The following is an 18,529-nucleotide window of genomic DNA, read 5'->3' on the forward strand; positions in this document are numbered from 1 at the left end:
GCGCGAACGATGCCCCCCCGGACGTGGATCCGCGGGGGCATCCTTCGCTTCTGGCAGGCGATGCGCCGGTTCGGCGGGGCGACTCTCGGCGACTACTCGGGGTTCTGGATCCGTTCACCTCTGCGTTGCCTTCGGCGGTGAGGCTGGCGGGGCGCCACCCCTCCGAGACACCGGCAGCGAGTTCGGCGCACCATCCCTTGCACCGATCCGCAGGAGTACTCGCCATGCGCCGACGCCTTGCCGCCGCCCTGTCCGTGATCCTCGGGCTCTCGTTCGCCGTCGCCGTCCCTGCGGTTGCCTCTGCCGAGCCGGTGCAGGCTCCGCCGGTGGTGATCAACGAGCTGCAGTCCAACGATCCCTCGAAGGCCAAGGACTGGGTCGAGCTCTACAACCCCGGCACCGAGGCCGCTGACCTCTCGGGGTGGAAGGTGCGCGACAACTCCTCGGCGGGCGAAGCGCTGCCGCAGAACACGGTCGTGCCCGCAGGCGGGTACCTCGTGCTGTCGCAGGACACACACTTCACCTTCGGGCTGGGTAACGGCGACGAGTTCCACCTGGCAACCCCCGATGGCACCGAGGTCGACTCCATGACCTACGCCGCTCACCCCACGACCTCGTGGGGTCGGTGCCCCGACGGGCAGGGCGCGTTCGGCAAGACCGCAGCGCAGACGCCGGGCGAGCAGAACCTGTGCACCGTGAACCCCGCCGATGTCGTGCGGATCAATGAGGTCGAATCCAGCGGAGGCGACCCGGCTGACTGGGTCGAGCTCACCAACACCTCCGACACCACCGTCGATGTCGGCGGACTGGTCATCAAGGACAACGACGACACTCATGCCTTCGTCATCCCCACCGGCACGACGATCCCCGGTAAGGGCTTCGCTGCCCTCGTCGTGGATGCCGCGGAGCTGGGGAGTGCGAAGTTCGGGCTGGGCGACAAGGACTCGGCACGCCTGTTTGCCGCCGACGGCACGACCCTCATCGACAGCTACACCTGGACTGCTCATGCCTCGACCACCTACGGTCGCTGCCCGGACGGCTCGGGAGCATTCGTCACGACGGCGGCATCCACCAAGGGCGCAGCCAATAGCTGCCCGCTCCCCGCCGGTGCCGACAAGGTCACCATCACCGAGGTCTCCTCGGACCCGTCGGACTGGGTCGAGCTCTACAACGCGGGCGCGAGCGACGTGGATGTCTCGGGGTGGCGGGTCGACGATGACCAGACCCGCACCGATGTGCTTCCGGCAGGCTCTATCGTGCCGGCGGGCGGGTACCTGGTGCTGTCGCAGAACACCCACTTCACTTTCGGCCTCGGCAAGGGCGATCAGTTCCACCTCTACCTTGCCGACGGCAAGACGCTCATCAGCGAGACCACCTGGCCCGCGGGAGCCCACGCGACGCCGTCCTGGGCGCGGTGCCCCGACGCCACCGGCACCTTCTCGCTCTCGGCCGTCGCGACCCCGGGAGCTGCCAACGACTGCCCCACGGGGAACCCGGTCGACAAGCTCGTGCTCAACGAGGTCGAATCCAACGGCGACGGCTCGGACTGGGTCGAGCTGTTCAACCCCACCCGCCAGGCGATTGACGCTGGCGGTCTGGTGCTCGCCGACAACGGCACCGCCAACAACGTCACGATCCCCGCCGGCACGACCATCGCCGCCGGAGGATATTTCGCGATCGATGTGACCGGCCTCGGCTCGGCCGACAGTGCGCGTCTGTTCGCCGCCGACGGGACGACCCTCATCGACAGCACCACCTGGAGTGCGCACGCGACCCAGACCTGGGGTCGGTGCCCGGATGGCGCGGGAGCGTTCGGACAGACCGCGACGGCCACGCGGGGATCAGCGAACGACTGCCCGCCTCCGGCCGGGTACCAGGATGTCGTCATCAACGAGGTCGAGTCCAGTGGCGGTGACCCGGGTGACTGGGTCGAACTGTTCAACACCGGCGCTTCCGCCATCGATGTGAGCGGCTGGATCGTGCGCGACAACGACGACACCCACACGCACGTCATCGAGGCAGGAACCACGATCCCCGCGCAGGGCTACCTCGTGGTGCTCACCGAGGCAGGCGCCGGCGGATTCGGGCTCGGCGGAGCCGACTCTGCGCGCCTGTACCTGCCGAACGGTACGACCCTGGTCTCCAGCTACAGTTGGGCCACGCACGCGGGGGTCACCTACGGGCGCTGCCCGGACGGTACTGGCGAATTCGGTCTGACCTACTCGGTGACAAAGGGTGCGCGCAATGACTGCTCGCCCGTGCGCATCAACGAGATCGACTCCAAAGATGCGGCCCCGGTCGACTGGATCGAGCTGACCAACATTGGCGCATCGCCCGTGGATGTCTCGGGCTACGTGCTCCGCGACGACAAGGACACCAGCGCTGTCGTGATCCCCGCGGGCACGACGCTGGCGCCCGGTTCCTATCTGGCCATCGATGTTGACGTGCAGGGCGGGTTCGGGCTGGGTGCTCCGGATGCTGCGCGCCTGTTCGCCGCGGACGGCGCGACGCTGCTCGACAGCTACAGCTGGACCGCGCATGCTGCGACGTCGTACGCGCGGTGCCCCGACGGCAGAGGGAACTTCGACACAGCCCAGCGCGTGACGAAGGGTGCGGCCAACGACTGCGTCGGGTACGCGGCCCTCGGGCGCTGGCCGGGCAACGTCGGCGTGGATGCCGTGTCGGCCCCGGCCGCCTACGGTCAGGACATGAGCGGGTTGGCCTACGAGGCCACCGGCTCGGGACGCGGGACGCTGTGGGCCGTGAACAACGGCACGGGAACTCTCGACAAGCTCGAATGGAACAGCACCGCCAAGCAGTGGGTCCGTCCCGCAACCGGCGACTGGAAGGCAGGCAAGACGCTGCGCTACCCGGGCGGCGCGGGCGCCGTGGATGCCGAGGGCGTGACTCTCGTCGGCGGCAGCGCAGCGAGCGGCGTGTATGTCGCCTCCGAGCGCGACAACACTGCCAGTAGCGTGAGCCGACCCTCCGTGCTGCGCTTCGATGCGGCGGCGTTCGGGACCGAACTGGTGGCCATGAGCGAGTGGAATCTCGCGTCCCTCCTCCCGACCCTTCCGGCCAACGGCGGGCTCGAGGGCATCACCTGGATTCCTGACGCGACACTCGTGGCGCAGGGCTTCCGTGATGAGAAGGTCGGCGGCGCTTACGACCCCGCCGCCTATGCGGGGCACGGCGACGGTCTGTTCTTCGTCGGGGTGGAAGGCACCGCGCGCATCTACGCCGTGGCGTTGCTCCCCGGTGGTCAGGCGAGTCTGATCGCCACGATCGACCCGAAGCTCGCCGTCGTTGCCGATGTCACATACGACGCGGCATCCGGCATGCTCTACGCGGTCTGCGACGACGCGTGCTCGGGCGAGATCCACGCGATGCGCATCGCCTCTGCAGGCTCGGCCGCGGGAACCTTCCAGACCGTGGCCGCCTACGCGCAGCCCTCGGGCATGCCCACGGGTGTGGGGAACGAGGGCTTTGCCATCGGAACCTGCAGCGCGGGAATCGCTCCGGTGTTCTACGCCGATGACAACGCCGCAGGCGGTATTGCCTTCCGCGAGGGTGCGATGTACTGCAACACCTACCGCGACAGCGGGGATGCCGTGCTGCTGAACCTGCTGAACATCAACGACTTCCACGGCCGGATCGATGAGAACACCGTCGCCGTGGCCGGCACGATCGAGCAGCTGAGGTCGATCGCGGGAGCCGAGAACACCCTGTTGCTCTCGGCGGGAGACAACATCGGTGCTTCCCTGTTCGCCTCGGCCACGGCGGAGGACCGACCCACGATCGATGTGCTGAACGCGCTCGGTCTTGCCGCCTCCGCGGTCGGCAACCACGAGTTCGACCGAGGATTCGCGGATCTGCGCGACCGGGTGGATCCTGCTGCCCAGTTCCCCTACCTTGGCGCGAACGTCTACACGGCGGGCACGAAGACCCCCGTATTGCAGGAGTACGCCCTCGTCGAGACGGCGGGCCTGACCGTGGGAGTCATCGGCACGGTCACGCAGGAGACCCCGTCACTGGTCTCTCCCGGGGGCATCGCGGGCCTCGACTTCGGTGACCCCGTCGAGGCGGTGAACCGCGTGGCTGCGCAGCTGAGCGACGGAGACCCGAGCAACGGCGAGGCCGATGTCATCATCGCCGAGTACCACGAGGGCTCGGCTGACGGTGTCGCTGAGGGTGCCACCCTCGAGCAGGAGATCGCGGCGGGAGGCGCGTTCGGGCGGATCGTTACCGAGACCGCCCCGTCGGTGGACGTCATCTTCACCGGGCACACGCACAAGGAGTACGCGTGGGACGCGCCGCTGCCTGGCGGCGGGACCCGCCCGGTGCTGCAGACGGGGTCGTACGGCGCGAACCTCGGCCAGGTGCGACTGTGGGTCGACCCGGCTACGGGGGCGGTGCGCTCCTACGACGCTCGCAACGTCCCGCGGACCACGTCCTCCGGCACGAGCCTGGTGGCTGCCTTCCCCCGTGTCGCGGTGGTCAAGCAGATCGTGGATGACGCACTTGCCAATGCCGCGGTCGTCGGTGGCCGCACCGTGGGCTCGGTGACGTCGGACATCACGACGGCATTCACCGGGGGTTCCTACGTGGGCGGCGTGTGGAGCGGAGGTACTCGCGACAACCGTGCGGCGCAGTCCACGCTCGGCAACCTCGTCGCCGATTCGCTCGTGGCGAGTTTGTCCGACTCCTCCCGCGGCGGCGCGGAGATCGGTCTGGTCAACCCGGGCGGGCTCCGCAACGAGTTGCTCTACAACGGTGACGGAGTCATCACCTACGCCGAAGCCAACGCCGTCCTGCCGTTCGTCAACAACCTCTGGACCACGACGCTCACGGGCGCGCAGGTCAAGAAGGTGCTGGAGGAGCAGTGGCAGCGAGACAAGGCCGGCAAGGTCCCCTCCCGCTCCTACCTGCAGTTGGGTGTGTCGCGGAACGTGTTCTACACCTACGACGCGGCGCGCGCCGAAGGGGATCGCATCACCGGCATCTGGATCAACGGCGAGCCCATCGACCCGAGTCGCGACTATCGCGTGGGATCGTTCAGCTTCCTGATTCAGGGTGGCGACAACTTCCACACACTGGCGCAGGGCAGCGCAACGCGCGACTCGGGCCTCATCGACCGCGACGCGTGGATCGACTACATCGCGGCGAACTCCCCGCTGTCGCCGGACTACGCCTCTCGCAGTGCGCAGGTCAGCGGCGTGCCGGCGACGGCTGAGCGCGGTCAGAGCATCACTGCCGCGATCTCGGGGGTCAACCTCACCTCACTCGGTGCTCCTTCGAACACCACCGCCCTGGTTTCGATCGCGGGAAGCGCCGCGATCTTGGACCCCGTCACGATGGCCGATGGCGCGATGACAGCCAGCGTCACCGTCCCGCAGGATGCCCCGGCCAGCACAGCTCTGGTGATCAACCTGGAGCCGTCCGGCACGACCATCCGGGTCCCGCTCACGGTTCCCCGCGTGGTCGAGCCGACCCCGACCTCGGAGCCTTCGCTCGAGCCCACCCCGACTCCGACGCAGACCGGGAGCTCGCCGGGCGAGACTGCCGCGCCGGTTCCGCCGGCCGAGACGGCGCTCACCCCCACGACGCAGGGCGCGATCCAGTCGCAGGGCGGGACGACCTTCGAGCAGGGGAAGACGGTGACGATCACGGTCGGCGCCCAATACGCGGGGCAGACCGTGGCGGGCTGGATCTTCTCGACCCCGACCTACCTGGGTACGGCGGTGGTGAGCGCGGCGGGAACCGCGACCTTCACGATCCCCGCGGATCTGCCGGTCGGCGCACACCGCCTGGCGGTCACGGACGCGGCAGGCACGGTGATCGGCTGGGTGTACGTCCAGGTCGAGGCGCTCGCCGCGACCGGCGGAACGGCCGAGTCCGTCGGCATGCCCGTGCTGCCCTGGGCTGCCGCAGTGATCCTTCTCGGTGTGGCGCTTGTCGTCATCCGTTCCCGCCAGCGGAAGGCCTGAGACACCGTATTCGCCGTGACGCACCGCGCGGAGGAACTGTGTCTCGCGCGGTGCGTCGTGTTTCACGCGGGATGCTGTGGCTCGTCAGTGCGAACGCGGGTTGTGGGCGACTGAGCGCAGCAGCGGCGTGCGCGGCGGTGCCACGAGGGGAACCCCTGCAGACAGGAGTGCGTGCTGCAAGGGTGCGACCTGAAGCGCGTCAGCCATGCTCCATCGGGCGAACCCGGCGAGGTGGCGGCGCAGCCGGTCCTCGCGCTGTTTCTCACGGATGAGCGCGGCTGTGGTCGTCGCGGCATCGCCGGAGTACTTTCCGTAACCGTCCGACTCACCGGCGACGCGTGCGGTGCGCCAGAAGAAGTCCAAACGGTAGGCATGTCCCTCGACGGTCGTTTCAGCTTGGATCTCGGGCATGGCGAAGCCGCACCACTCGATCACTGCTCGGCTGACCGATTCGCCCACGGACTCGGAGTAGCGGGTGAGGCGGGGAAGCAGCCACCGAAGCGTTGATCTGCCGCGCCGCGCGGAACTCGCATCCGCGAGTGTTTGGAGGTCTTCGCTGTCCACTCCGCGCGCACGTGCTGCATCCCCCACCGCGAGTCCGAATGCGGGCGGGAGCACCCGCATGAGCGCGATCGATGTGTCGGCCAGTCCGGTCGCGCTGATCCCGGCATCCGTCACCGTGTCGCAATCGTCTGTCGAAGCGTGGACCCGCACGTCTCCGTATGCCCGCGACGTTCCGCCGACATCAACCGTGTGGATGTGCCGGGGATGTCCGAACAGCGGGAGCCCGAGCAGCGCTGCGGCGGATTCGAGGGAGAAGACGGCGTGGGGATTCACACGTGCGTATGCATGGACTCTCGCCAGATAGCGTTCCCAGGGCGCGAGTCCTGCCCACTCTCCTGCTGGGGCGTAGATGCCGGGCCTCACGCGAACATGGTCGCGCACGCGGATGCCGGTGAGTGCGGCATCCGCCGCCCGGATCAGCACCGCTGGACTGGGTCGGAAGATGTCGCCGGCGACACGCGTGACGTTCATGGTGTCATCGTCGGTTCCGGTGAACATGATTGCCGGCGCGGATGCGCTCCCTGTCGCAGCGGGTGCACTCCGTGCGTGTTGGGGAGGAGCCGGACGGGGTTCGATGAGACGCCGTGTGGCGTGTGAGACACCGCGCGTTGCGGCGCGTCTCGCCGCGAAAACGGTGCCTCAGCCGGAATGCGGTGTTTCAGCGCGCGCTGGCAGGGCAGGCTGCGCTCGGAGCGGGGGAGCGGCGGCGACACGCCCGAGGTTGCCGGGGTGTTCACTATCACGTACTATTGATCTTTGGTGCTTTGCGCCTGCCTTGGCGTGTCCGGGCGGAGCGGACCGGCACCGACTCCCATCCACCGCAGACCGACCGGTCTGCATAAGCGTGAGCGAGGCTATGGCCAAGAAAGACGGTGTCATCGAGATCGAAGGCACAGTGTCCGAGGCGCTGCCCAACGCGATGTTTCGCGTTGAGCTGACCAACGGACACAAGGTGCTCGCAACGATCTCGGGAAAGATGCGGCAGAACTACATCCGCATCATCCCCGAGGACCGCGTCGTCGTGGAGCTTTCGCCCTACGACCTCACCCGCGGCCGCATCGTCTACCGCTACCGCTAGGCCGGTCGAGAAGTAACGCCCCGGGCATCCGTGCCCGCCCGGCGAAGACAGCGAACAGGAAACATCATGAAGGTCAACCCCAGCGTCAAGCCCATCTGCGACCACTGCAAGGTCATCCGCCGGCACGGCAACGTGATGGTGATCTGCAAGTCCAACCCGCGCCACAAGCAGCGCCAGGGCTGAGACGGATGCCGCTCCGGCGGCCCCAGAACCTATAACTCAATACACACAGGCAGGGTCAGAACCCGCATCCGGATGCCGGATGCGGGGGACACCTCGGGACGAAGGCCCGGGCACCGATTCTGCTCCACACCTTCGACATACTCCGCGGGGAAACCCGGGGGAAAGAGAGAACCGACATGGCACGTCTTGCCGGTGTCGACATCCCGCGCGATAAGCGCGTGGTGATCGCCCTCACCTACATCTACGGCATCGGCCGTACTCGCTCGCACGAGATCCTCGCGGCGACCGAGATCAACGAGGACATCCGCGTGAAGGACCTCACCGACGACCAGCTCGTCGCCCTCCGCGACTACATCGAAGGCACCTACAAGGTCGAGGGTGACCTCCGCCGTGAGGTTGCCGCCGACATCCGCCGCAAGGTCGAGATCGGCTCCTACGAAGGCCTGCGCCACCGCCGCGGCCTGCCGGTGCGCGGACAGCGCACCAAGACGAACGCGCGTACCCGCAAGGGCCCGAAGCGCACCGTCGCCGGCAAGAAGAAGGCCGGAAAGAAGTAAGGCGCGGAAGGTTTAGGAGAAAACGCATATGGCTACCCCCAAGTCCGCAGCGCGCAAGCCGCGCCGCAAGGAGAAGAAGAACATCGCCGTGGGCCAGGCCCACATCAAGTCGACGTTCAACAACACGATCGTGTCGATCACCGACCCCTCCGGTGCAGTGATCAGCTGGGCATCCTCGGGTGGCGTCGGCTTCAAGGGCTCGCGCAAGTCGACGCCCTACGCCGCCGGCATGGCAGCCGAGTCTGCTGCCCGCCAGGCGCAGGAGCACGGCGTCAAGAAGGTCGACGTCTTCGTCAAGGGCCCGGGTTCGGGTCGTGAGACCGCGATCCGTTCGCTGACCGCGGCCGGCCTCGAGGTCGGCTCGATCCAGGACGTCACGCCCCAGGCGCACAACGGCTGCCGCCCGCCCAAGCGCCGTCGCGTCTGACGCAGCCCCGTTCCGGGCCGGCTCTTTGCCACCCGGGTGAAGCATTTCGGATGCCGGGGCGTGCGCCTGCGCGCTGCGCCTCGGCATCCCCGAGAAAAACTCAACACCTCACCCATTGCACGTGTCATATAGCGGGCACGTGATCGAAAGGAACACATCGTGCTCATCGCACAGCGTCCCACTCTGACCGAGGAGAAGATCGGGGAGTTCCGCAGCCGTTTCGTCATCGAGCCGCTTGAGCCCGGCTTCGGTTACACGATCGGTAACGCGCTGCGTCGCAGCCTCCTGTCGTCGATCCCCGGCGCCGCCGTCACCAGCATCCGCATCGACGGCGTGCTGCACGAGTTCAGCACCATTCCGGGTGTGAAGGAGGATGTCACCGAAATCATCCTCAACATCAAGCAGCTGGTCGTCTCCTCCGAGCGCGACGAGCCCATCACGGCCTACCTGCGCAAGACCGGAGCCGGCGAGGTCACCGCCGCCGACATCTCCGCTCCTGCCGGTGTGGAGGTTCACAACCCCGAGCTGGTCATCGCGACTCTCAACGAGACGGCGAAGTTCGAGCTGGAGCTGACCATCGAGCGTGGCCGCGGTTACGTCTCGGCGACCCAGAACCGCAACGAGTACGCCGAGAGCGGTCAGATCCCGATCGACTCGATCTACTCGCCGGTGCTCAAGGTCAGCTACCGCGTCGACGCCACCCGTGCCGGTGAGCGCACCGACTTCGACAAGCTCATCCTGGATGTCGAGTCCAAGCCCTCGATCGCCCCGCGCGACGCGGTGGCATCCGCCGGTCGCACCCTGACCGAACTGTTCGGCCTCGCCCGCGAACTGAACGTCGAGGCCGAAGGCATCGAGATCGGCCCCGCGCCGGTCGAGACCGTCATGTCGAACGAGCTGTCGATGCCGATCGAGGACCTCGACCTGTCGGTCCGGTCTTACAACTGCCTCAAGCGCGAGGGCATCAACACCGTCTCGGAGCTCGTTGCCCTCTCGGAGACGCAGCTCATGAACATCCGCAACTTCGGCCAGAAGTCGGTCGATGAGGTTCGCGACAAGCTCATCTCGCTCGGGTTGAGCCTGAAGGACTCGGTTCCCGGGTTCGACGGCGCGCACTTCTATGGCGGCTACGACGACGAGACCGTCTGACCGGTACCCGAAACGGATGCCGCGGCATCCTGACCGACTTTCCCTGGAGTAATTGACATGCCCAAGCCCACCAAGGGTCCCCGCCTCGGAGGCGGCCCCGCCCACGAACGCCTGCTGCTCGCGAACCTCGCCGCGGCCCTGTTCACGCACAAGTCCATCAAGACGACCGAGACCAAGGCCAAGCGCCTGCGTCCCCTCGCCGAGCGCCTGATCACCTTCGCCAAGCGCGGTGACCTCCACGCCCGTCGCCGGGTGCTCTCGGTCATCGGTGACAAGGAAGTCGTGCACATCCTGTTCGCCGAGATCGCACCGCTGGTCGCCGAGCGTGAGGGTGGCTACACCCGCATCACGAAGGTCGGCAACCGCAAGGGCGACAATGCCCCGATGGCGGTCATCGAGCTCGTTCTGGAGCCCGTGAACCCGAAGCCGAAGTCGGCGAAGAAGGCTGCTCCGGCTGCCGCTGCGCCGGCTGCGGAGGAGGCTCCCGCTGAGGAGACGCCCGCCGCCGAGGCCCCTGCTGCCGAGGCCCCGGAAGAGTCCACCGACGCCGCTGCTGAGGCCGGGGCCGAGTCGCCCGAGGAAGGCGCTGCTGCTGAGGCCGCCGCCGAGGACGCTGTTGTCGAGGCTCCCGCCGAGGACGACGCGAAGTAAGCACCTGCCACCTGCGCCGTATCCGTGGCGTGGATGGATCACACACCGCATCCTCGGTGAGACACCCCGTGTCGGGGAGAGTCTCGCCGAGGATGCGGTGTTTCGCGTGTGTGGAGGGCGTGCGTAGGGTGGGACGGTGACCGAGAGCACCTTGCCTGCGCCGATTCCTGAGAACGCCGCGCCGACGGATGTGCGGCCGCTGTCGGAGCGCGTCGGAGCGCCCGAGACGGTCGCCGAGATCCAGCATCCGGATGTCGCCACCTGGCGCCCCGCAACGCGAGCGGATCTCGACGAGATGGTGGTCCTGGTCGACGCGTGCGACAGGGTCGACCATCCGACGTGGTTGACGCCGCGCGAGGACGTCGAGGAGATCTTCGAGCTCTCGCACATCGACCCGGAGCGTCACACGCGACTGGGCTTCACGGCCGACGGTGACCTCGTCGCCATGGCCGGCATCCTGGTGCATCCGTCCCAGGACAAGCATGTGTATGTCTATTGCACCGGAATGGTGCATCCGGGGTGGCGCCGCCGCGGTATCGGCACGGAGGTGCTGCGCTGGGAGTACGAGACCGCCCAGACCGAACTGGCGCGGACGGAAGCCGAACTCCCGGGTGCGATCTTCCTTCACGCGTACGAGCACGACGCTGATGCTCGTGCGCTGGGTGCGCGGCGCGGCATGCCCGAGGAGCGGTGGTTCACAACGATGCTCCGTGACCTGTCTCAGCCCATTCCCGATGTGCCGCTGGATGCCGGATCCCCGGGCCTGCGGATCGAGACCTTCGGCCCGCAGTGGCGGGATCCCACGCGCGTGGCGCGCAACGACGCGTTCCGTGACCACTGGGGAAGCCTGGAGACTCCGCCGGAGCGGTGGGAGCGATTCGTCGGCGGCGCGCAGTTCCGCGACGACCTCTCTCGTATCGTCGTGGATGGCGACCGCGTGGTGGCGATGGCACTGGCTACCGTCAACGAGGATGACTGGGAGGTGCAGGGCTACACGTCGGCGTATGTCGCGCTGATCGGTGTCGTTCGCGACTATCGCGGCAGGCGCCTAGCCCCGGCGGTGATCACTGCGCTGCTGAACGCGGCGCGGGATGCGGGGCTTGAGAAGGTGAATCTCGATGTCGACACCGAGAGCCCGACGGGCGCGAACAGCCTGTACGGCAGGCTCGGGTTCGATGCCACCGACCGCGAGGTCGCCATGGTCTCCCGGTTCTGAACGTCGCCGGCTCCGCAGCGCTGAGCCCACACCTTCGCGCGCGAGGCCACAGGATTCTTCGAACGGAAGGTGCGGGTTCGGAGCAAGCCGTGTGGGTTCGGTGGGAGGACGGGGTTCGGCGGGAGGACGGGGCCCCCGCAAGAACGGGGGCTACTGCGCGATGCGAGCGTCGGCGCGGGTGGCCTCGCGGTAGGCGCGGGTCTCGGTGAGGTACTCGTCGATCGCGCGCTGGTTCTCGGACTGACGGATCGCGGCGAGGACCGTATCGGCATAGATCTGGCCGCCCGAGGTTCCGGGATGGATGCGGTCACCGGCCAGGTAGTCCACGTGCGGGTCGATGGCGCTCGCCCAATCGGCGATCATCGTGCCCGGATGCGCGGCCGCAAACGCCGTGATGTCGCTGTTGACGCCCGGGATCCAATCGCGCGGCGCGTAGGCGTTCACGAGCACGAGGGTTCTGTCAGGGCCGGCAGTGGCGGCCATCCGTTCATAGGCATCGTGACTGATCGGGCCGTTCGTGCCGAGGGCGATGACGACGTAACGGCCCAACTGCCCGGCAGCAGCGAGCTGATCGATGATGCCCGGTCCCGCCCACGAGGAGCGCGACACCGCAGCATCCACCCGGATGCCGGGAAGCGTGTCATACAACGAGGGAGCGGCCGCGAGCATGACCGAGTCGCCGACAGCGGTGATCTCGCCGCCCGAGATCGGGGTCGGTGACGGGGCGGGCGGCCTCACGGCTCCGTCGGCGAGAGAGCCGTGAGGCGCAGGCTCATCGGGCTGCGGTCGGGCATCCGTCGACGGTGTCGGGCTGGCGGACGCGGCATCGACAGCTGCCTGGCCCTCGGCGACAACTGCCTCACCGGATGACACGCTCGCTCCGGTGAGGGCGGCGGCGACAGTCCCGAACACGAGGGCCGTTGTGGCCAGGCTCCCGATGACGGTGCCCCACAGCGCCCCGGCATCGACCCCGACGCGTGCCCGTGCCGCACGCCAGGTCCCGCGGAAGCCGAGACGTCGCACGGGTGTTTCCAGGAATCGGTAGGAGGCCTCCGCAATGACGACGGTAAGCGCCAGGGTCAGTAGGCCGGCCCAGAGCGGAACTCCCGCCTCCGGTGCTGTGCCCTGCACGGCGGCGACCAGCAGCACGAGCAGGGGCCAGTGCCAGAGGTAGAGGCCGTAGGAGCGCTCGCCGATCCAGCGCAGGGGGCGCGCGTCGAGAGCGTCGCCGAGCCGCGCGTGGGGCCAGACTGCCGCAACGATCGCGATTCCAGCCAGCGCGCTTGCGGCGGCGATCGTCAGGGGGAAGGTGAGGACGGAGTCGGTGGGCGCGAGAAGGGACAGCCAGATGAGGCCGGCGACGGCGGCTGCGCCGAGGACCGTGGCGCCGCGGCGGACCGCCCTGCGCTGCATCCACAGCGCGGGCGCAGCCAGGGCGTGGTGCAGCACGAACGCGAGTGCGACCCCGAGAAGGATGCCGAAAGCGTGAGAATCGGTACCGTAATACGCGCGGCTGACGTCGCCCGTCGACGACACGATCTCGCCCATCCACACGGCGGATGCTGCTGCCATCGCGACCGCCGCTACAACCCGCGCCCAGGTGCGCGGCAGCAGCAGGATCAGCGGCAGCATGAGCGGCCAGAGCACGTAGAACTGCTCTTCGATGCCGAGTGACCAGAGGTTCCGGTAGAGCTCCGGCGTGGTTCCGCCGAAGTATCCCTCGCCGATGAAGATCGCGACCCAGTTGTAACTGAAGGTGAGGGCGCCGGCGATCTGGGCGCCCAACCGGACCAGAACATCGCCGCCGATGATCCACGCGGCACTCGAGCACACGAGCAGGAGCAGAACCAGCGCGGGCAGCAGGCGCCTGGCCCGTCGTCGCCAGAATCCGACGAGGCTGATCCGGCCGGTCGCGGAGCGCTCGCGAAGCAGCAGGGTGGTGATCAGGAAACCACTGATCACGAAGAAGACATCGACGCCGATGAACCCGCCGACGAACCACCACTGCGGGAACAGGTGGTAGACGACGACGAGGATGACGGCGAGCGCGCGCAGGCCATCCAGGCCAGGCAGTCGGGCGCCCTGGCTGGCGCCCTGGCTGGCGCCGGGCGTGACACCGTGAGGGTCGGTGGGGAGGGGGCTGGACATCGGTAGCTCGATGGGGGGTGCGGGTTCGGGCACCCAAGTCTACGTCCGGGCGGGGGGTGTTCCCTGGGGCTGCGCCGGGTGCTGATTAGGCTGAAGAGGTGCGCATCCGGCTCGACATTTCCTATGACGGCTCGCACTTTCGCGGGTGGGCCAGGCAGCCGCATCAACGGACCGTGCAGGGAACCATCGAGGGCGCGATTTCTCGCGTGCTCGGGGGAGATCCCCGGCTGGTCGTCGCGGGCCGAACGGATGCCGGGGTGCACGCGAGCGGCCAGGTTGCTCACCTGGATCTCGACGACGGGCAGGCCGCGCGGCTCGCATCCACGCGTCGGCGCGGTGAGGATGACGACGGCGTAGCGGCGCTGGCCCGTCGCATCCGCGGCGTGCTCGGCGCGTACGCCGACGCCGCGGTGACCCGCACGTCGATCGCGCCCGACGGCTTCGATGCGCGGTTCTCGGCCGTGTGGCGCCGCTACGAGTATCGGGTTGCCGACGATTCCGTTCCCTACGTTCCCCTGGAACGGCACCGCACCACCCTGGTGCGCGGTGAGCTCGATGTCGCGGCCATGGATGCCGCAGCCGGCGCACTGCGGGGGTTGCATGACTTCGCCGCGTACTGCAAGCCGCGGGAGGAAGCGACGACGATTCGCACGCTGCTCGATTTCGGATGGGTGCGCGAGGCCTCCGGCGTGCTGGTCGCCACGGTTCGAGCTGACGCGTTCTGCCACAGCATGGTGCGCGCGCTGGTGGGTGGGTGCGTTGCGGTCGGTCAGGGACGACTCACCGTCGACGATGTCGTGCGCATCCGTGACGAACTCGTCCGTGTTCCCGAGGTCAAGGTGCTGGCTGCCCGCGGGCTCACCCTCACCGAGGTCGGGTACCCGGCCGATGAGCTGCTCGCGCAGCGCGCGTCGCAGACCCGCGCACGGCGGGACCTCGACACCGACTAACGAGGGCGGGCGCCCGCGGATGCGTAGACTGATCCCACCCCTGCGCGGGGTGAGGTTGGTGATCCCGAGGGGGGATGGAGATGAAGGCCGTTGGTCGCAGCGACGCGAGCGTCGGCATCCGTGAGGGTCAACCGGTGCGCGCTCTCGCGCGGGCGGGTGTGATCGCCGGATTTCTCGTGCTGCCGCTCGCGCTCGCCGGGTGTGGACCCGCTCCGTGGAACAACTGGGGCTACGAGACTTCGAGTCCGACGCCCACGTTCACCCGCCAGACCGTTGCCCCACCGGTCAAGAACGACCTCTCCAGCGGCTCGACGCAGCGAGACCTCCAGGCCGGTGCTGTGAAGGCCACCGTCGACTACTGGTCGACACTGTCGATGGACAAGTGGACTGCTGATGCGCTCAAGCCCATCAGCCTGTCGCTGATCACGGTGGTGGAGCCCAACGACGGTCAGAAGGTCTACTTGCAGCGGGCGACGATGGTCGCGGTGCCGCAGAGCGACACCGGAGATCTCGCTCCGCTGAATCCGCAGGTGGATGCCGCGAGCGTCAACCCCGGCTATCTCGTGCTCTCGCCCTACAGCTACTCCCAGAACTTCACTGTCGGTCCGGTGCCATCCAACGCGATCTCGGTGACGGTGCAGTTCACGTACGACTTCCTCGTACAGACGACGCCGACCTCGAGCGAGTACGCGAAGCAGACGGCATCCGACACGCTAACGATAGCCATCGCGCAGCAGTAGCACGAGCGCGCAGCAGTAGCGCTTCCCGACAGGAGAGTCAGGTGGTGACGCGCTCCCAGCGGTCGCCACCCTGCGCCCGGGCCGCTGCTGCAGCCTCGGCCGTCGTCGTAAGCAGGGCGTCAAGGTCATATCCCGATGTCGCGACGCTCGCCCAGCCGACGCTGGCTGAGGTGGTCACGGTGATCGGAGCCTCCGGGTCGCGCACGGCGATGTGTCGGAGGACGTCGCGCACGAGCTCTCGGATGACTGCCTCGGGGCGCGAAACCAGCACGATGACAGCGCTGTCGGGAGCGATCGCGACGTCGGCATCCGTGGGGAAGACCGCGACGACGCGAGACTGGACCTCGCGGATGAGTCGACCGAAGATGGCGGGGCCTCCCGCCGCTTGCAGATCTTCAGCGTCGTCGAGTTCGATGCGCAGCAGCGACCAGGTACCGGCATCCCGCGCGGCTGCGCGTTCGAGACGTTCGCGGGCTGTCCCGACGAACCGATCCCAGTCCCGCTGCGGCGCCCCGGACTCGATCGCTTGCGTCCCGGGGGTCACGAGCGGCACCAGTGACACAAGGGCGCAGACCATGTACACGAGCATTCCGATCGCGTTGAAGATGCGCGTCGACGCGAAGGCCTCGGCCGTGGAGAGCGGGGTGAACAGGGCGCCGATGAGCACCGCGACGCCGGTGAGCGCGTAGACCGCCGAGGAGATGACGATGGGCCACAGCACGCGCTCGGACCGCTCCGGGATGCGCCGCCACTCGAGGAGGAACAGCGCGCCGAAGATCGAGGACACGAAGAACACGACGCGGTAGGCAAGGCCGAACAGGTCGGAGTCCCCGACCGCCAGGAGAGCGCCGATCGAGGCCGCGGCGACCACGGCGCTGATCCATGCATACGTGCGCACCTTGCGGTGGGCGCGCAGTCCCGACCACAGCAGCGCCGGGGCGCCCATCAGCAGACCCATCGATCCTCGCCGCAGTTCCTCGGACTCGGCGGCAGTCGCAGCGAGATAGCCGAAGCAGGCCACCATGATGCCCATGAACGTCAGCGACCACAGCAGCGTCGAGCGGCGGGGCCGCGCGAGAAACGCCAACCCGACGAAGAGGATGGTGCCGAGGGTTGCGATGGTCGCGTGGGCGATACCGATGCTCGCGCCGCCGAGGTCCGGCCAGGGCAGCTCACCGGGTGCAGGAAAGAACATCACGACTCCGGGGCGACGGAACGGGGGAGGTGAAGAGTGACCGTCGTGCCGTGACCGAGTTCACTCGTCATCGTGAGGGTGCCACCGTGTGCTGTCACGATCTCGCGCGCGATGCCCAGACCAAGCCCGGTGCCAGGCGCATGCTCCTGGGCGCGCGTACTGCGAAACAGAGGGTCGAACACGTGCTCGAGATCCTCGGACGCGATGCCGATGCCGGTGTCGGCGACCACGATCACGGCGGTGTCCCCGTCCAGCGACGCCGAGACCTTCACCGATCCGCCAGCTGGCGTGTACTTCACGGCGTTGCTGACGACGTTGTCGAGAACCTGGCGAAGGCGGAACACGTCGCCATCCATCCACAGGTGAGGGGGGAGGTCGGCGTCCAGCGTCACGCTCTGTTCTCGAGCAGTCGCAGCGAAAGCTTCTCCGACGGCGGCCAGCATCGGGACGAGGTCGAACGAGCGGCGGTCCTGGGTGGGGGTGAATCCGCGGCGCGAGCGTTGCAGCATCGTCGAGGCGATACCGAGCATCCGTTCGCTGGCGGAGAGGATCGTCTCGAGGTGGTCCCGGATCTTCGGGGTCAGCTCGTCCTCTTCTTCGAGTGCTAGGTCGGCGTGGCCGATGATGACGGTCAGCGGATGCCGCAGCTCGTGGGAGGCCACCGCCGCGATCCGCTCGCGCTCGCGCTCGGCCTCGGTAACCGCGGTGATGTCGTGGGCGACGAGCATCGTCGATGCAGAGTCGTCGGCTGACGAGGTCAGCGGCATGGTTGTCACCGACAGGGCGTGCCAGGTGCCTTCGGCGTCGAAGATCCAGACGCGGGCATCCTCGAAGATCTCGCCGCGCTGCGCACGCGCGAAGGTCCGCTCGGATGCCGGAATCGCCGTCCCTTGCAAAGATGCGTACTCGACGGAGGTGGGCGGTGAGCTGGGGTCGTTGAGGCTCGTGCCGTAGAGGCGGTCGTAGGTGGTGTTGGCGGCCAGCAGTGATCCGTCACGAGCGAAGCGCAGGATGCCGACATCCACGCCATTGATCAACTCGATCGTGCTTCGCTCAGCAGCCGATACCCGTTCGAGCGTGGTCTCCAGACGCCGCGTCTGGCCGAGAAGCAACCGCTTGAACGCCCGCGTCTGGCGCATCGTGATGTTCGCCGTGACACCCAGGAAGGTGACGCCCAGGAGCACCGTGAACAGTTCGACGGCGCCGGGCGGTTCGGTGGAGGTAGCGGCTTCGATCAAGAGGGAACCGGCGATTGTGACGATGGCGGCCGCGAGGGCCCAGCGCGTGAAGTGCAGGCCGATCCACATGATCGGGAAGACCCAGAAGAAACCGAGCGGCAGGATCGAGGATGCCGCCATGAACCCGACGGCGACGATGTCGGCGAACGGGATGATCAGCGGCGACCACCGGGGTGCGCGGGCCCAGGGTACGACAAGTGTCACCGCGGTTGCAGCGATGATGATGGCCACCCCGGTGAGCATGAGCCACGACTCGAACAGTTCCGGCTCGTAGCCGAGCGATACGACCGAGATGATGATGATCGAGACGCCGAGGGAGAGCTGCGTGAGCCAGATCGACCTCACTCGCATCGTCGCGCCGTCGACGTCGCGGAATTGCGCGTCTCTTGCGCTCACCTTGTGCTCCCCCTTAGGCAGCGTTGAGTTCAGGCCTTTGTTCGTATCGT

Annotated in this window: 14 protein-coding genes; 10 read left to right on the plus strand and 4 right to left on the minus strand. The window is 67.9% G+C overall.

Translation table 11 applies throughout. The features are described from left to right. Window positions 1-224 precede the first annotated feature (224 nt). Entirely contained in the window at window positions 225-5,987 is a 5,763-nt protein-coding gene (locus tag BGO47_RS06420; RefSeq protein WP_292709685.1) for a lamin tail domain-containing protein, read from the plus strand. An 84-nt stretch (window positions 5,988-6,071) separates the two neighbouring features. On the opposite strand, the gene BGO47_RS06425 is transcribed toward BGO47_RS06420, so the two are convergent. After that, a complete protein-coding gene (locus tag BGO47_RS06425; RefSeq protein ID WP_292709687.1) occupies window positions 6,072-7,022 on the minus strand; it encodes a hypothetical protein in 951 nt (316 codons plus the stop codon). Window positions 7,023-7,407: 385 nt separating this feature from the next. On the opposite strand from BGO47_RS06425, the gene infA reads away from it, so the two are divergent. The 7 genes from infA (at window position 7,408) to BGO47_RS06460 (ending at window position 11,812) form a co-directional block, all read left to right on the plus strand. After that, window positions 7,408-7,629 carry a translation initiation factor IF-1 gene (infA, locus tag BGO47_RS06430; protein WP_013583992.1) on the plus strand — a complete coding sequence of 74 codons (222 nt, stop codon included), beginning with the start codon at window positions 7,408-7,410 and terminating at the stop codon, window positions 7,627-7,629. 66 nt (window positions 7,630-7,695) lie between these two features. After that, window positions 7,696-7,812, plus strand: coding sequence for a 50S ribosomal protein L36 (gene rpmJ / locus BGO47_RS06435; protein WP_022893853.1), 117 nt, complete (start codon window positions 7,696-7,698; stop codon window positions 7,810-7,812). Between the two features lie 176 nt (window positions 7,813-7,988). Next, entirely contained in the window at window positions 7,989-8,369 is a 381-nt protein-coding gene (rpsM, locus tag BGO47_RS06440; protein ID WP_292709693.1) for a 30S ribosomal protein S13, read from the plus strand. A gap of 28 nt (window positions 8,370-8,397) precedes the next feature. Further along, on the plus strand, window positions 8,398-8,796 hold the full coding sequence (gene rpsK, locus BGO47_RS06445; RefSeq protein WP_228177304.1) for a 30S ribosomal protein S11: 399 nt from the start codon (window positions 8,398-8,400) through the stop codon (window positions 8,794-8,796). 159 nt (window positions 8,797-8,955) lie between these two features. Continuing rightward, complete coding sequence (locus BGO47_RS06450; protein ID WP_195692956.1) at window positions 8,956-9,945, plus strand: DNA-directed RNA polymerase subunit alpha; 990 nt, start codon at window positions 8,956-8,958, stop codon at window positions 9,943-9,945. Between the two features lie 57 nt (window positions 9,946-10,002). Continuing rightward, window positions 10,003-10,596 carry a 50S ribosomal protein L17 gene (rplQ, locus tag BGO47_RS06455; protein WP_292709697.1) on the plus strand — a complete coding sequence of 198 codons (594 nt, stop codon included), beginning with the start codon at window positions 10,003-10,005 and terminating at the stop codon, window positions 10,594-10,596. Between the two features lie 136 nt (window positions 10,597-10,732). Then, on the plus strand, window positions 10,733-11,812 hold the full coding sequence (locus BGO47_RS06460; protein ID WP_292709699.1) for a GNAT family N-acetyltransferase: 1,080 nt from the start codon (window positions 10,733-10,735) through the stop codon (window positions 11,810-11,812). Between the two features lie 150 nt (window positions 11,813-11,962). On the opposite strand, the gene BGO47_RS06465 is transcribed toward BGO47_RS06460, so the two are convergent. Then, a complete protein-coding gene (locus BGO47_RS06465) occupies window positions 11,963-13,960 on the minus strand; it encodes an acyltransferase family protein (protein ID WP_292709701.1) in 1,998 nt (665 codons plus the stop codon). A 98-nt stretch (window positions 13,961-14,058) separates the two neighbouring features. Between BGO47_RS06465 and BGO47_RS06470 the strand changes: the two genes are divergently transcribed. Both BGO47_RS06470 and BGO47_RS06475 read left to right on the plus strand, forming a co-directional pair. Next, on the plus strand, window positions 14,059-14,910 hold the full coding sequence (locus BGO47_RS06470; protein ID WP_292709703.1) for a tRNA pseudouridine synthase A: 852 nt from the start codon (window positions 14,059-14,061) through the stop codon (window positions 14,908-14,910). Window positions 14,911-14,990: 80 nt separating this feature from the next. Continuing rightward, window positions 14,991-15,650, plus strand: coding sequence for a hypothetical protein (locus tag BGO47_RS06475; protein ID WP_292709705.1), 660 nt, complete (start codon window positions 14,991-14,993; stop codon window positions 15,648-15,650). A 37-nt stretch (window positions 15,651-15,687) separates the two neighbouring features. Here the strand turns inward: BGO47_RS06475 and BGO47_RS06480 are convergent, their stop codons facing one another. Both BGO47_RS06480 and BGO47_RS06485 read right to left on the minus strand, forming a co-directional pair. Continuing rightward, the gene (locus tag BGO47_RS06480; protein WP_292709707.1) at window positions 15,688-16,845 is read right to left on the minus strand and encodes a hypothetical protein; all 1,158 of its coding nucleotides are present in this window, start codon (window positions 16,843-16,845) and stop codon (window positions 15,688-15,690) included. Then, on the minus strand, window positions 16,845-18,479 hold the full coding sequence (locus tag BGO47_RS06485) for a HAMP domain-containing sensor histidine kinase (RefSeq protein ID WP_292709709.1): 1,635 nt from the start codon (window positions 18,477-18,479) through the stop codon (window positions 16,845-16,847). The genes BGO47_RS06480 and BGO47_RS06485 overlap by 1 nt, the downstream gene beginning before the upstream one ends. Between the last annotated feature and the right edge of the window lie 50 nt (window positions 18,480-18,529).

The organism is Microbacterium sp. 67-17, from assembly GCF_001898325.1.
GTDB classification, from domain to species: domain Bacteria; phylum Actinomycetota; class Actinomycetes; order Actinomycetales; family Microbacteriaceae; genus Microbacterium; species Microbacterium schleiferi.

Excerpts from the sequence above, each read along its gene's own strand:
- BGO47_RS06420 (WP_292709685.1), top strand. The coding sequence starts at position 225 with ATGCGCCGACGCCTTGCCGCCGCCCTGTCCGTGATCCTCGGGCTCTCG.
- BGO47_RS06425 (WP_292709687.1), bottom strand. The coding sequence starts at position 7,022 with ATGAACGTCACGCGTGTCGCCGGCGACATCTTCCGACCCAGTCCAGCG.
- infA (WP_013583992.1), top strand. The coding sequence starts at position 7,408 with ATGGCCAAGAAAGACGGTGTCATCGAGATCGAAGGCACAGTGTCCGAG.
- rpmJ (WP_022893853.1), top strand. The coding sequence starts at position 7,696 with ATGAAGGTCAACCCCAGCGTCAAGCCCATCTGCGACCACTGCAAGGTC.
- rpsM (WP_292709693.1), top strand. The coding sequence starts at position 7,989 with ATGGCACGTCTTGCCGGTGTCGACATCCCGCGCGATAAGCGCGTGGTG.
- rpsK (WP_228177304.1), top strand. The coding sequence starts at position 8,398 with ATGGCTACCCCCAAGTCCGCAGCGCGCAAGCCGCGCCGCAAGGAGAAG.
- rplQ (WP_292709697.1), top strand. The coding sequence starts at position 10,003 with ATGCCCAAGCCCACCAAGGGTCCCCGCCTCGGAGGCGGCCCCGCCCAC.
- BGO47_RS06465 (WP_292709701.1), bottom strand. The coding sequence starts at position 13,960 with ATGTCCAGCCCCCTCCCCACCGACCCTCACGGTGTCACGCCCGGCGCC.
- BGO47_RS06475 (WP_292709705.1), top strand. The coding sequence starts at position 14,991 with ATGAAGGCCGTTGGTCGCAGCGACGCGAGCGTCGGCATCCGTGAGGGT.
- BGO47_RS06480 (WP_292709707.1), bottom strand. The coding sequence starts at position 16,845 with ATGTTCTTTCCTGCACCCGGTGAGCTGCCCTGGCCGGACCTCGGCGGC.